The following is a 13,439-nucleotide window of genomic DNA, read 5'->3' as shown; positions in this document are numbered from 1 at the left end:
GCCGGACGGGGCAGGTTACGGCATCGCGTGCAGGTGCGAGCCGACGGTGGAGGCGATTCCGCCGCCCGCCTTGGCGTCCCAGTTGGTCGACCAGGTCATGGCCCCGCCGATCCCGGGCCACTTGGTGTCGGGCTTGAAGGTGCCGCAGCCGGTGCCGGCGGCCAGGCAGTCCAGCGCGTTGTTGACCACGCTCGGGCTGACGTACCCGCCGCCGGCCGCGCTGGTGGACGCGGGGACGCCGAGCCCCACCTGGTCGGGCCGCAGCCCGCCCTTGAGCTGGATGCAGGCCAGTGCGGTGAGGAAGTTGACGCTCCCCTGCGAGTAGACCTGGCCGTCGCAGCCGAGCATGGCGCCGGAGTTGTAGTACTGCATGTTGACGATGGTGAGGATGTCCTTCACGTTCAGCGCCAGCTTGAAGTACTCCATCCCGGTCGACTGCATGTCGATGGTCTGCGGCGCCATGGTGAGCACGAAGCCCTTGCCGGCCTTCGCCGCCAGGCTGTGCAGGGCCTGGCCCATGTAGGTGGCGCTGACGCCGTTCTCCAGGTCGATGTCGACGCCGTCGAAGCCGTAGGTCTGCATCAGCGACCAGGCGGTGTTGGAGAAGTTGGTCGCGGACGCGGCGCTGTTGACCGAGACCGTGCCCTTCTCGCCGCCGACCGAGAGGATCACCTTCTTGCCGGCCGCCTTCTTGGCCGCGATGTCGGCCTTGAACTGGGCCTCGGTGTAGCCCCCGAGCCTGGAGGAGAGGACCGGGTCCAGGGTGAAGCTGAGCCCGCCGGGCGTGCTGGTGGCGTCGGCGAAGGAGACCGCGATGATGTCGTACGCGGCCGGGACGTCACTGATCCGCTGCACGGTGGCGTTGTTGTCGAAGTTCTGCCAGTAGCCGGTCAGCAGGTGCTTGGGCCCGGGCCGGGTGGGTGTGACGGTGGGCGTCGGCGTCTCGGTCGGTGTCGGCGTCTCGGTCGGCGTCGGGGTCGGGCTCGCCGTGGTGGGGGTGGGAGTGGGCTTGGGGTCGCCGGGGCCGAGCAGTGAGACGTCGTCGGCCAGGAACGCCGGCTGCCCGTACCAGCCGTGCAGGTAGACGGTGACGCTGGTGGTGCCGGCCCCGGTGGTGAAGGTGGTGCTGAGCTTGGACCAGCCGGTGCCGCCGGGGGTCCAGGTGCTCGGGTCGGTGCCGCCGGTGCCGCGGGCGCCCAGGTAGATGTACGAGCCCTGGACCCAACTGCTCAGGGTGTACGTCGAGGAGGGCTTCACGGTGACGGTCTGGCTGCACTCGCCGGTGGCGCTGTTGCCCGGGGTGGAGCGCAGTGCGGCCGAGCCGGAGTGCACGGTGGCGGTCTCCGTCGCGCCGGAGGAACAGGTCCAGCCACCGAGGTGGTTGGCGTCCTCGAAGCCGCCGTTGGTGATCAGTTCGGCGGCGTCGGCGGCGGCGTGCGCACCGGTGCCGCCGGCGAGGACCAGTCCGCTCAGGCCCACCGCGATCGCGCTGGCGCCGGCGAGCAGGGAATACACGGCGCGTGGGCGCCGGTGTCGGGCAAGTGGCATGACTCCATCTCCTGTGGGGGAGGCCGTCGGCTCCTGTGGGGGAGAGCCGTCCGGGTGTCGATGGTGCGCGTGTGGGAGCTACCGACAACTCAAGTCCCTGTCGGGGAAGGAGACTTGCCTCACAAGGTGGAGTAGACCAATCCGCCTGTCAAGAGGACGGTCAGGCGGCGGCCGCGACCTGCGGCGATGCCAGCCGCGCGGTCAGCCCGGCGATCCGGGTCGAGGCGAGTCCGTCGCCGTAGGGGCTGGGAGTGGCCGCCAGCCGGGCGAGCCGCTCGGGGGTGTCGGCCAGCCAGGCGCGGGCCGCGCCGCCGAGCTCCTCGCCCGGCCGCACCAGCGCGGCGAAGCCGGCGTCGACCGCCTCCGGCCGTTCGGTGGAGCGGCGGACGACCAGCAGCGGGCGGCCGAGCACGGTGCACTCCTCCTGCACCCCGCCGGAGTCGGAGACCAGCAGCGCGGCGTGCCGGGCCAGACCCAGGAAGTCGCCGTAGCCGACCGGTCCGGTGACGGCCAGTCGCTCCAGCAGGGCGTCCAGCCCGAACCGCTCGACGGCGGCGCGGGTGCGCGGGTGCATCGGGAACAGCACCGGGGTCCCGGCCCGGGCGATCCGGTCCAGCTCCCCGAGGACGGCGCCGAGCGCCCCGGCGGTGTCGGTGTTCTCCGGCCGGTGCACGGTGGCCAGCACGTAGCCGTCCTCCTCGACCCCGTGCCTGGCGAGCAGCGCGGCCCGGGTCCCGGCGTCGGGCAGCTGACGGCGGACCACCTCGACGACGGTGTTGCCGGTGAGGGCGATCCGCTCCTCGGCCAGTGACTCGGCGCGCAGGTTGGCGGCGTTGTCGGTGGTGGCGGCGCAGAGCAGGTCGGAGACGTGGTCGACCATCACCCGGTTGTGCTCCTCGGGCATCGCCCGGTCGAAGCTGCGCAGCCCGGCCTCGACGTGGACCAGCGGGATCTCCCGGGCGTTGGCGGCGAGCGCGCCGGCCAGGGTGGCGTTGGTGTCGCCCTGGACGACGACGGCGGCCGGACGGTCCTCGGCGAAGGCGGCGTCGAGCTGGCCGAGGGACTGGGCGATCTGCCCGGCGCGCGGACGGCCGCCGACCCCGGTGAGCAGTTCGGGGCGGGGCAGGCCGAGGTCGCGCAGGAAGCGGCCGGACATCGCCTCGTCCCAGTGCTGGCCGGTGTGGACCAGCCGGGTCGCCGGCCCGAGCTCGTGGATCAGCGGGGCGAGCTTGACCAGCTCGGGGCGGGTGCCGAGGACGACGGCGACGCTGCCGGGGGCGAGCGGGCGGGCGGCGGGATTCGGCGGGAGGCACGAGGACATGACGGGAACTCCGGGGTCGGGCCGGGCGGGCGGTCGGGCCGGGCGAGCGGTCGGGTCGGCGGCCGGGGTCAGGATTCGAGGGCGGTGGGCGCGCCGAGCGCGACCTTCTCCGCGTTGCGCCTGGTCTTGGCCCAGCCGTTGCGGCCGAGCAGCACCCGGACGGCGGCCCGGGCCGCGACCGCGAACAGGTGGTAGGCGTAGAGCCAGACCAGGACGCCCCAGAGCAGACCGGTGAGCCGGCTGCGGTCGGGGTGGACGAGCCGGCGGTAGGCGAAGCCCCAGAAGAGCATCGGCAGGGTGGCCAGTACGAAGGCGAGCACCATCCAGGGGCCGAAGCGGAGCTGGAACTCGGCGGTCTCCTCGGGGAAGAGCACGAGGCCCGCCGTGGTGATCGCGATCGACACCGGGGTGAGCACGACCAGCAGCACGCAGACCACGGGCTGGAGGAAGGTGTAGAGCACCTCGGCCTTGCCGGCGGGCCGGTAGTGCGGGGAGCGCAGGACCCGGCCGGTGTAGCGCAGGCACTGCATGTTGCCCTGGGCCCAGCGGGTGCGCTGGGTGAGGAAGCGCCGGTAGGAGACCAGGGCCTCCTGGGAGACGGCGGCCTCGGTGACGTGGGTGAGCCGCCAGCCGGCCAGCCGCAGGTCCAGGCCGGACTCGTAGTCCTCCAGCAGGGCGCGCTCCGGCCACGGCCGGCCCGCGCGGCCCTCCTCGGCGGTCAGCGTGTCGAGGGCGGTGAGCCGGACGAACTGGCCGTTGCCGCCGAGGCCGACGCTTCCGGTGCGGCGGCGCAGCATCTGCATACCGGCGTTGTTGGCCTGGAACTCGACGTCCTGCATCCGGACCAGGGCGCGGGCGAACGCGTTGGCGAGCCGGCCGCGGCCGGGCAGCGGCAGCTCGTCGTCGGCGTTGCGCATCCGGACGCCGATCTGCACGGCGCCGGTGTCGGGGCGGCCGAGTGCGCGGTCGTTGCAGACCTGTTCGAGGGTGCCGTGGTCGAGCTGCCCGTCGGCGTCGACCACGCCGAGCACGACCCGGGAGCGGTCGGTGCCGGCCGGCAGGCGGTCGGAGATCTCCCGGTAGGCGGCGTTGAGGGCGGCGCCCTTGCCGATCCGGGCGTGCGGGCGGCGGCGCTGGACGAGGTGGATCCGGTCGTCGTGCGCGGCGGCGGCCAGCACCAGCTCGCGGGTGGCGTCCTCGCTGTCGTCGTCGATCACCCAGAGGTGGGCGGCCGGGGCGACGGCCCGCAGGCCGGCGAGGGTCTGGGCGATCACGGCCTCCTCGTCGCGGCACGGGACCATCAGGTGCCACTGGAAGGCGGAGGGGTCGCCGGGCTCGGCGGCGGAGTTGTGCCGGAAGGCGTGCCGGGAGCCGGCCCAGTAGAGGAGGAAGCGCCCGAAGACGAGGGCCATGTAGACCAGCAGGGCCAGCGAGATCAGTCCGGCGATCCAGACGATGCTGTCCCGGCGGAGCTCGACAAAACTGCGCAGGGTGTCGGGCAAGGCGCTGTGCTCCTCGTGATCAAAGGCGATATGTCTCCTTGACGCGCGAATCGCTGCTCCATTGCGGCCTGATGTCGCTAAATCGATAGTAAACGCGGGAAACGGCCAACCCGGGGCAAAGTGGTCGTTCTCACCCCGTCGGGAGCGCCCGGCGCAGCTCCGTAGACTGTGGACGTGAGCGACAAGGCCGACCCGAACCCGTACACCCTCCGTCCCGCCGACGGCGCCGCCGGCGACGCCCTGCACGACGTCGAGGTGGAACTCTCCGAGCGCTGGCCGGAGAACAAGCTGGAGCCATCGCTCGACCGGATCGAGGCGCTGATGGACATCCTGGGCCAGCCCCAGCGGTCCTTCCCCTCCATCCACATCACCGGCACCAACGGCAAGACCTCCACCGCCCGGATGGTCGAGCAGCTGCTCAACGCCTTCGAGCTGCGCACCGGCCGCTACACCAGCCCGCACGTGGAGAGCGTCACCGAGCGGATCACCCTGGACGGCGCCCCGATCACCCCCGAGCGGTTCGTCGAGGTCTACCGCGACATCGAGCCCTACGTGCGGATGGTCGACGAGCGCCAGCCGGTCGCGATGTCCTTCTTCGAGGTGCTGACCGGCATGGCCTACGCCGCCTTCGCCGACGCACCGGTGGACGTCGGCATCGTCGAGGTCGGCATGGGCGGCTCCTGGGACGCCACCAACGTCATCGACGCCGCCGTCGCGGTGATCACCCCGATCGGCCTGGACCACACCGACAAGCTGGGCGAGACCACCGGCGAGATCGCGGTGGAGAAGTCCGGGATCATCAAGCCCGACGCCATCGCGATCGTCGCCCACCAGCAGCTCGACGCCGCCGAGACCATCCTGCGGCGCGCCGTCGAGGTCGACGCCACGGTGGCCCGCGAGGGCATGGAGTTCGGCGTGATCCGCCGTGAGGTCGCGGTCGGCGGCCAGCTCGTCACCCTGCGCGGCCTCGGCGGCGAGGAGTACGAGGACGTCTTCCTCCCGCTGCACGGCGGCCACCAGGCGCAGAACGCGGCGCTGGCCCTGGCGACGGTCGAGGCCTTCTTCGGCGTCGGCGGTGCCCGCGGCGGGAAGCTGGACGTGGACAAGGTGCGGCAGGCGTTCTCCGGCGTCGACTCGCCGGGCCGCCTGGAGATCGTCCGCCGCAGCCCGACGATCCTCCTGGACGCCGCGCACAACCCGCACGGCGCCCAGGCGGCGGTCACCGCGATCGGCGAGTCCTTCGGATTCACCCGGCTGGTCGGCGTGATCGGCACCAGCGGCGACAAGGACGTGGCCGGTCTGCTGGAGGTCTTCGAGCCGCTCCTGGCCGAGGTCGTCATCACCCGGAACTCCACCCACCGCGCGATGGACGTGGACGCGCTGGCCGCGCTCGCGGTCGACATCTTCGGCGAGGACCGCGTCCAGGTCGAGCCCCGGCTCGACGACGCCATCGCCGCCGCCGTCACCCTCGCCGAGGAGGAGGGCGACCTCGGCGGCGCCGGGGTGCTGGTCACCGGTTCGGTCATCACGGTGGGCGAGGCCCGCCTGCTGCTCGGGAGGAAGTGACGATGAGGACGCTCTGTTCCTCGACGCTGATCGGCGAGGCACTGCTGATCATGTTCGCCGGTCTGGTGGCGATGCAGCTCTCGGACGTCCCCGCGGGCACCGTCTGGACCGTCAGCGGCATCGCGATGGCCCTCTGCGTGCTGCTCTGCGGCATGATCAACAGGCCCGGCGCGGTCGCCGTCGGCTGGGCGCTCCAGGTCGGGCTCATCGCGAGCGGCTTCGTCCTGCCGACCATGTTCGGCCTCGGCCTCGTCTTCGCCGGCCTCTGGTGGTGCTCGGTGCACTACGGCCGGAAGATCGACGAGATCAAGGCCGCCCGGACCGCCGCCGCCGAACCGGCGCCGGCGGCCTAGACCGGACCTCCGACGGGCGGCCGGGCATTCGCTCACGCAAGGTAACCTCTGCGGTAGTCGCACTCCGCACGTCGAACGGCGTGCGATCCGTACCGATTTCCCCAGGAGACGCACCGTGTCCCAGCGCACTCTCGTCCTGCTCAAGCCCGACGCCGTCAAGCGAGGCCTGACCGGCGAGATCATCAGCCGCATCGAGCGCAAGGCCGGCTGGCGCCTCGCCGCCGTCGAGCTGCGCACGTTCGACCGGGCGACGCTGGAGCAGCACTACGCGGAGCACGTCGGCCGCCCGTTCTACGAGCCGCTCCTGGAGTTCATGACCTCCGGCCCGTCCCTCGCCCTGATCGTCGAGGGCGAGGAGGTCGTCGCCGGCATCCGCATGCTGGCCGGCGCCACCAACCCGCTGGAGGCCGGGGCCGGCACCATCCGGGGCGACTACGCGACCATCACCCGCGAGAACCTGATCCACGCCTCCGACTCGTCCGAGTCCGCGGAGCGCGAGATCAAGATCTTCTTCCCGGCCCACGCCTGATCCGGACGGGCGCCAGGGACCTTCGGGTGCCCCGGTCGGGACCATTGGCCCGGCCGGGGCATTCTTATCGGGAAATAGGGAACCAGGGGGGCCGACACGGCGTCCCAATGCCCGGAGAAGCGATCACGCTCCGGACAATGGACGGTACGCCCCACGTCGACGTCCGTGCCGGCCGGCGTGACTACGATGGACGCGACTCAAGGGCCCGGTAAGGCAGCTCAGCTGGTCTCCGCCCAAGCGTGGGCGCGCGCATTCCGTCCACCTCCATGACACCGAGCCCGGGAAGGCACCCACACCCCATGGCGAGCAACCTGTCGTTCATCGGCCGCGACTTGGCGATCGACCTCGGAACTGCCAACACGCTGGTGTACGTCAGGGGCAAGGGGATCGTCCTCAACGAGCCGTCGGTGGTAGCGGTCAACACCAACACCGGGGGAATCCTGGCCGTCGGTTCCGAGGCCAAGAAGATGATCGGACGCACCCCGGGCAACATCGTGGCCATCCGCCCGCTCAAGGACGGCGTGATCGCCGACTTCGAGATCACCGAGCGGATGCTCCGCTACTTCATCCTCAAGATCCACCGCCGCCGCTTCCTCGCCCGCCCCCGCGTCGTCGTGTGCGTGCCCTCCGGCATCACCGGGGTCGAGCGCCGCGCCGTCATCGAGGCCTCCCTGCAGGCCGGCTGCCGCCAGGTGCACATCATCGAGGAACCGATGGCCGCCGCGATCGGCGCCGGTCTCCCGGTCCACGAGCCCACCGGCAACATGGTCGTCGACATCGGCGGCGGCACGACCGAGGTCGCCGTCATCTCGCTCGGCGGCATCGTCACCGCGCAGTCCATCCGGGTGGCCGGCGACGAGCTGGACAACGCCATCGTCCAGCACATCAAGAAGGAGTACTCGCTGCTCCTGGGCGAGCGCAGCGCCGAGCAGATCAAGATGAGCATCGGCTCCGCCTTCGGCCTGGAGGGCGAGAAGGACGAGCACGCCGAGATCCGCGGCCGCGACCTGGTCAGCGGCCTGCCCAAGACCGTCGTCATCTCCGCCGCCGAGGTCCGCGAGGCCATCGACGAGCCGGTCAACTCGATCATCGACGCGGTGAAGACCACCCTCGACCAGTGCCCGCCCGAGCTGGCCGGCGACGTCATGGACCGGGGCATCGTGCTCACCGGCGGCGGCGCCCTGCTCCGCGGCCTGGACGAGCGGCTGCGCCGGGAGACCGGCATGCCGATCCACATCGCCGAGAACCCGCTGGACTCCGTCGCGCTCGGATCCGGCAAGTGCGTCGAGGAGTTCGAGGCACTCCAGCAGGTGCTCGACGCCGCACCGCGCCGCTAACAGAACCGAAACGTCCGAACTGAGCGGGTCCCCGCCCGGGTCCACAGCCCGGGCGGAGGGGCCAGGTACGAAGGGGCAGCACCAGCACCGTGAGGGACACACGAGAGAGCCGGCTGCTGCTCATCCTGCTGGTGGCCGTCGCCTTCGCGTTGATCACCGTCGACATCAAGGGCGGTGAGAGCTCCCCGCTCGGCGGGGCCCGGCGAGCCGCGGCCTCCGTCCTCGGACCCGTCGAACGGGGCGCCGCCACCGCCGTCGACCCGGTCGCCGACACCGTCCGGGCCTTCCGCGACGCCGCGGCCCACAGCGGCCGCACCGACCAGCTCGCCCGCGAGAACACCGAACTGCGGCAGAAGCTGGCCTCCTCCGACATGGCCGGCGGGCGCACCCAGCAGCTCGACGACCTGCTGCGCACGGCCGGCGCCGGCGGATACACCGTCAAGGCCGCCCAGACCATCGCGATCGGCCCGGCCCAGGGCTTCTCCTGGACCATCACCATCGACGCCGGCAGCGACGACGGGCTCACCCGGGACATGACCGTGGTCAACGGGCAGGGCCTGGTCGGCCGGATCACCACCGTCGCCCCGACCACCGCCACCGTGCTGCTCGCCTCCGACCCCGGCTTCTCCGCCGGCACCCGGCTGGAGGGCACCGGCGAGATCGGCTTCGCCTCCGGCGGCGGCAGCAGCGCCATGAAGGTCTCGCTGCTCAACGGCAAGGCCCAGGTGAAGGAGGGCGACCGGCTGGTCACCTTCGGCTCGCAGAGCGGCCGCCCGTTCGTGCCCGGCGTCCCGGTCGGCAAGGTGGTCCAGGTCGAGGCCAACCCCGGTCAGCTCACCAAGACCGTCCTGGTCGAGCCGTTCGTCCAGTTCACCCGGCTCGACCTGGTCGGCGTCGTCGTCGTCCCGCCGCGCACCGACCCGCGGGACGCCGTCCTGCCGCCCGCCCCCGCGGCGGCCGGTCAGGGCCAGGCCCCGGCGGCGCCCGCCGCCCCCGCGGCCCAGGCCGCCGTCCCGCCCGCCAAGCCCAATGGGGGGAACTGAGCCATGCGCCTCGCCCGCATCCCCGTCTCCGCCGCCCTGATCCTGCTCGGCCTGATCCTCCAGGTCAGCGTCTTCGGCCGGCTGCAACTCCCGGGGGCCACCCCGGACATACTGCTGCTCGTCGTGGTCGGCCTGGCCATGGTCTACGGGCCGACCGGCGGCTGCCTGGTCGGCTTCGCGGCCGGCCTGCTCGCCGACGTCGCACCGCCCTCCGACCACGCCATCGGCCGGTACGCGCTGGTGCTCTGCCTGATGGGCTACGCCGCCGGGCTGCTCCGCCCCGAGCACGGCCGCCAGCGCTCGGTCTCCAGCGCGCTGCTCGTGGTCTCCGTCGCCGCGATCGCCTCCACCCTGCTGTACGCGATGGTCGGCGCCCTGGTCGGCGACACGGCCGCCCGGCACGTCGGGCTCGGCTCGCTGGTGCTGACCGCGATGCTCTACGACCTGCTGCTGGCCCCGTTCGTGGTGCCCGTCGTGATGGTGCTCGGCCGCCGCTTCGGCAAGGACCCGGTGGCCGCCGCGGGCCCCGGCGACGACGAGGGCGGCCCGGGTCTGGGCACCCTGGCCCGCTACCGCACCACCCGCGACGCCGCGTCCCGCCCGATGTACAAGAAGAAGCGCCTGCTCGGCGCGGGCAAGCGCCCGTAGTCCGGCCCCGGCCCCCGATCCGACCAGACCGCCCTCGCGATTTCCTGGAGCGCACGAGACGTGAGCAACATCCCCGAGACCGGCCGAACCCGGCGGGTGACGATCCGTCTGGTGGTGCTGCAGATCCTGGTGCTGTCGCTGCTCGCCACCCTCGGCGGACGGCTCTGGTACCTCCAGATCCGCAACGCCAAGGAGTACACGGCCAAGGCGACCGGCAACCACATCCGCGAGGTCGTCGAACCGGCCGTCCGCGGTGAGATCCTGGACGCCTCCGGCCGCATCCTCGCGGGCAACGAGACCAAGCTGGTGGTCTCCGTCAGCCGCACCTCGCTGCTCCAGCAGAAGGACGGCGGCAAGGCGGTGCTGACCCGGCTCGCCGAGGTGCTCGGGATGCCGGCCAAGGACGTCCAGGAGAAGGCCCGGCTCTGTGACGCCAAGACCCCGCAGCCCTGCTGGAACGGATCGCCCTACCAGCCGATCCCGGTCACCAAGGAGGCGACCACCCAGCAGGCGATGCAGATAATGGAACGCCGCGAGGACTTCCCCGGGGTCACCGCGCAGCCCACCGCCGTACGCCACTACACCGGCGTCGAGGGCGCCAACATGGCCCAGGTGCTCGGGTACCTCTCGCCGGTCACCGACGAGGAGGTCTCCAAGACCGCCGACAAGGCCGGGCTGGACCGCTACCTCCCGGCCGACCAGATCGGCCGGGCCGGGCTGGAGTCGGTGTACGACCGCGACCTGCGCGGCACCGCCGGCATCACCAAGCTGGAGGTCGACAACCTCGGCCGGGTGATCGGCACCGCGGACAAGGCGCCGCCGCGCACCGGCGACAACCTGGTGACCAGCATCGACGCCAGGGTGCAGAAGGTCGTCGAGGACAACCTGGCGCAGGCGATGGCGGACGCCCGCAAGACCTGGGACAAGAACACCAAGCGCAACTACGAAGCGGACTCCGGCGCCGCGGTCGTGATGGACGTCAAGACCGGCCGGATCGTCGCGATGGCCAGTGCCCCGAGCTACGACCCGAACATCTGGCAGGGCGGCATCTCCGGCAAGGACTACCAGGGGCTGACCAACAAGGACTCCAACTACCCGCTGCTGAACCGGGCCATACAGGGTCAGTCCGCCCCCGGCTCCACCTTCAAGGTGGTCTCCACGGCCGCCGCCGCCCAGGCCGGCTACGCGCTCAACGGCAACTACGCCTGCCCGAGCAGCATGACCATCGGCGGCCGCGAGTTCAAGAACTTCGAGAGTCAGGGCCACGGCTCGATCACGCTGGCCCAGGCGCTGGAGGTCTCCTGCGACACCGTCTTCTACGGCCTCGCCTACGACCAGTGGCTGGCCGACGGCGGCATCAAGCCGAAGAAGGAGACCGGGGACTGGTTCTACAAGACCGCCCACCAGTTCGGCCTCGGCGCCAAGACCGGCATCGACCTGCCCTCCGAGGCGACCGGCCGGGTGCCGGACCGGCAGTGGAAGCAGTCCTTCTACGACAACAACAAGGACGCCTGGTGCAAGCAGGCCGAGAAGGGCGGCAAGGAGTACTCCGACCTGATCGCCAAGGAGAACTGCGCCGACGGCTACGTGCTGCGTGCCGGTGACGCCGTCAACTACGCGATCGGGCAGGGCGACACCCTCGTCACCCCGCTGCAGATGGCGCGGATCTACTCGGCGCTGGCCAACGGCGGCACGCTGTGGCGGCCGACCGTCGCCAAGGCCGTGATAAGCCCGAGCGGCGAGCTGGTCCGCGAGATCGCCCCGCACGAGGACGGCAAGCTGCCGACCGACGCGAAGACGCTGCAGTACATCGACGACGCCACCAAGGGCGTCGTCTCGACCGGTACCGCCGCGTGGAAGTTCACCGGCGCAGGCTGGCCGCAGGGGAAGATCGAGCTGCACGCCAAGACCGGCACCGCCGAGGTCGAGGGCAAGCAGACCACCTCGTACCTGACCACCTACAGTCGCGACTACGCGGTCGTGATGACGATAAGCCAGGGTGGCACCGGCTCCGGCGGTTCCGGTGACGCGGTCCGCCGCATCTACCAGGCGCTCTACGGCGTCGACGACAAGGGCGGCGTCGACAACGGCAAGGCCCTGCTGGCCACGCCGCAGGCCGAGCTGCCGAAGTTCAACGCGGACGGCACCGCGATCATCAAGCCGGCGTCGTTCGGCGGGGACCCCGCCGGCGCGTTCGGCGACCCGGGCGTCACCGGCGGCTCGCCGCGGGTCTTCCTGGACCCGGCGCAGCCCTCCGGGACGGTCGTCGTACCGGTCGCGGCGGTCGCGGCCGTCGAACCCACCCGCTCCAACGGAAGGGGCCGGGCATGAGCTCCTACGGCTCGTACCGTCAGCTGCGGCTCGCCCCGCAGCGCCGCGGGGTCCCCAGGACACTCGCCAAGGACTCCCCGATCTGGCGGATCGACTGGATACTGCTGCTTGCCGCGGTGGTCCTCTCGCTCGGCAGCTCGCTGCTGGTCTGGTCGGCCACCCGCGGGCGGGACTCGCTCACCCACGGGGACCCGCAGTACTTCCTGTACCGGCACCTGACCAACGTCATGATCGGCGCCGTGCTGTGCGCGGTGGTGATAGCGATAGGGAGCCGGCGGTTCCGGACGGTGGTGCCGTTCCTGTACGTCGGCGTCATCGTGCTGCTGCTGGCCACGCTGAGCCCGCTCGGCTCGACCATCAACGGCCAGCACTCCTGGATCCAGCTGGGCGGCGGTTTCTCGGTACAGCCGGCCGAGTTCGCCAAACTGGCGATCGTGCTGGTGATGGCGGTCGTGCTGTCCGAGCAGGTGGACGCGGGGGAGCGGGAGTTCCCGGCGAACCGGGCGGTCTTCCGCGGCCTGGTCTGGGCGACGCTGCCGATGGCGATAGTGATGCTGATGCCGGACGCCGGCTCGGTGATGGTGATGGCCGTCATCGTGCTCGGCATCCTGCTCGCCTCGGGCGCGGCCAACCGCTGGGTGTTCGGGCTGATCCTGACCGGGGTCGGCGGCTGTGTGGCGATCTGGAAGCTCGGCGTGCTGAGCAAGTACCAGATCGACCGGTTCGCGGCCTTCGCCAACCCGGCGCTCGACCCCTCCGGCGTCGGGTACAACACGGCCCAGGCCCGGATCGCGATCGGCTCGGGCGGGCTGACCGGCAAGGGGCTGTTCCACGGGACGCAGACCACCGGGCAGTTCGTGCCGGAGCAGCAGACCGACTTCGTCTTCACGGTGGCCGGCGAGGAGCTGGGCTTCCTCGGGGCGATGGCGATCATCGTGCTGCTCGGCGTGGTGCTCTGGCGGGCCTGCCGGATCGCCCGGCACGCCACCGACCTGTACGGCACCATCGTGGCGGCCGGGGTGGTCGCCTGGTTCGCCTTCCAGGGGTTCGAGAACATAGGGATGTGCCTGGGCATCATGCCGGTGGCCGGCATCCCGCTGCCGTTCGTGTCCTACGGAGGGTCGTCGATGTTCTCGACCTGGGTGGCGATCGGACTGTTGCAGGCGGTGCAGAGCCAGCGGCCGATAGCGGCCTGATTGGCGCGTCGCCGGAGGGTGGGCGGCGTGCCGACGGCGGGGCCGGTCCGGGGAGATCCCGGGCC

At 71.6% G+C, this 13,439-nt stretch carries 11 protein-coding genes; 8 read left to right on the top strand and 3 right to left on the bottom strand.

Features of this window, described 5'->3' with window-relative positions; all coding sequences use genetic code 11:
• Nucleotides 1-15: 15 nt before the first annotated feature.
• The 3 genes from ACFWOG_RS23090 to ACFWOG_RS23080 all read right to left on the bottom strand — a co-directional run bounded on the left by ACFWOG_RS23090 (nucleotide 16) and on the right by ACFWOG_RS23080 (nucleotide 4,371).
• Nucleotides 16-1,548: a chitinase gene (locus ACFWOG_RS23090; protein ID WP_380360689.1), complete on the bottom strand. Its 1,533-nt coding sequence runs from the start codon at nucleotides 1,546-1,548 to the stop codon at nucleotides 16-18.
• A gap of 160 nt (nucleotides 1,549-1,708) precedes the next feature.
• Nucleotides 1,709-2,869, bottom strand: a complete 1,161-nt coding sequence (gene wecB, locus ACFWOG_RS23085; RefSeq protein WP_380360687.1) for a non-hydrolyzing UDP-N-acetylglucosamine 2-epimerase — start codon at nucleotides 2,867-2,869, stop codon at nucleotides 1,709-1,711.
• Between the two features lie 68 nt (nucleotides 2,870-2,937).
• Nucleotides 2,938-4,371 (bottom strand): glycosyltransferase family 2 protein, encoded by a 1,434-nt coding sequence (locus ACFWOG_RS23080; protein ID WP_329951472.1) that lies wholly within the window; start codon nucleotides 4,369-4,371, stop codon nucleotides 2,938-2,940.
• Between the two features lie 174 nt (nucleotides 4,372-4,545).
• Here ACFWOG_RS23080 and ACFWOG_RS23075 point away from each other — a divergent pair, with 174 nt between their 5' ends.
• The 8 genes from ACFWOG_RS23075 (at nucleotide 4,546) to rodA (ending at nucleotide 13,374) form a co-directional block, all read left to right on the top strand.
• Nucleotides 4,546-5,937 carry a bifunctional folylpolyglutamate synthase/dihydrofolate synthase gene (locus tag ACFWOG_RS23075; RefSeq protein ID WP_380360685.1) on the top strand — a complete coding sequence of 464 codons (1,392 nt, stop codon included), beginning with the start codon at nucleotides 4,546-4,548 and terminating at the stop codon, nucleotides 5,935-5,937.
• Between the two features lie 2 nt (nucleotides 5,938-5,939).
• Nucleotides 5,940-6,290, top strand: a complete 351-nt coding sequence (locus ACFWOG_RS23070) for a DUF4233 domain-containing protein (RefSeq protein ID WP_329951474.1) — start codon at nucleotides 5,940-5,942, stop codon at nucleotides 6,288-6,290.
• A 115-nt stretch (nucleotides 6,291-6,405) separates the two neighbouring features.
• Nucleotides 6,406-6,819 carry a nucleoside-diphosphate kinase gene (gene ndk, locus ACFWOG_RS23065; RefSeq protein ID WP_329885131.1) on the top strand — a complete coding sequence of 138 codons (414 nt, stop codon included), beginning with the start codon at nucleotides 6,406-6,408 and terminating at the stop codon, nucleotides 6,817-6,819.
• A 311-nt stretch (nucleotides 6,820-7,130) separates the two neighbouring features.
• Nucleotides 7,131-8,156 carry a rod shape-determining protein gene (locus tag ACFWOG_RS23060; protein ID WP_327683829.1) on the top strand — a complete coding sequence of 342 codons (1,026 nt, stop codon included), beginning with the start codon at nucleotides 7,131-7,133 and terminating at the stop codon, nucleotides 8,154-8,156.
• Between the two features lie 89 nt (nucleotides 8,157-8,245).
• Nucleotides 8,246-9,199: a rod shape-determining protein MreC gene (gene mreC, locus ACFWOG_RS23055; RefSeq protein ID WP_329885132.1), complete on the top strand. Its 954-nt coding sequence runs from the start codon at nucleotides 8,246-8,248 to the stop codon at nucleotides 9,197-9,199.
• A 3-nt stretch (nucleotides 9,200-9,202) separates the two neighbouring features.
• Nucleotides 9,203-9,847: a rod shape-determining protein MreD gene (mreD, locus tag ACFWOG_RS23050; RefSeq protein ID WP_329885133.1), complete on the top strand. Its 645-nt coding sequence runs from the start codon at nucleotides 9,203-9,205 to the stop codon at nucleotides 9,845-9,847.
• Between the two features lie 60 nt (nucleotides 9,848-9,907).
• Nucleotides 9,908-12,178 (top strand): penicillin-binding protein 2, encoded by a 2,271-nt coding sequence (mrdA, locus tag ACFWOG_RS23045; protein ID WP_329951475.1) that lies wholly within the window; start codon nucleotides 9,908-9,910, stop codon nucleotides 12,176-12,178.
• A complete protein-coding gene (gene rodA / locus ACFWOG_RS23040; RefSeq protein ID WP_329885135.1) occupies nucleotides 12,175-13,374 on the top strand; it encodes a rod shape-determining protein RodA in 1,200 nt (399 codons plus the stop codon). The genes mrdA and rodA overlap by 4 nt, the downstream gene beginning before the upstream one ends.
• Nucleotides 13,375-13,439 lie beyond the last annotated feature (65 nt).

Origin of the sequence: Kitasatospora sp. NPDC058406 (genome assembly GCF_042722765.1) — a bacterium.
Lineage (GTDB): Bacteria > Actinomycetota > Actinomycetes > Streptomycetales > Streptomycetaceae > Kitasatospora.
This window is presented reverse-complemented; position numbering and strand designations above follow the sequence as displayed.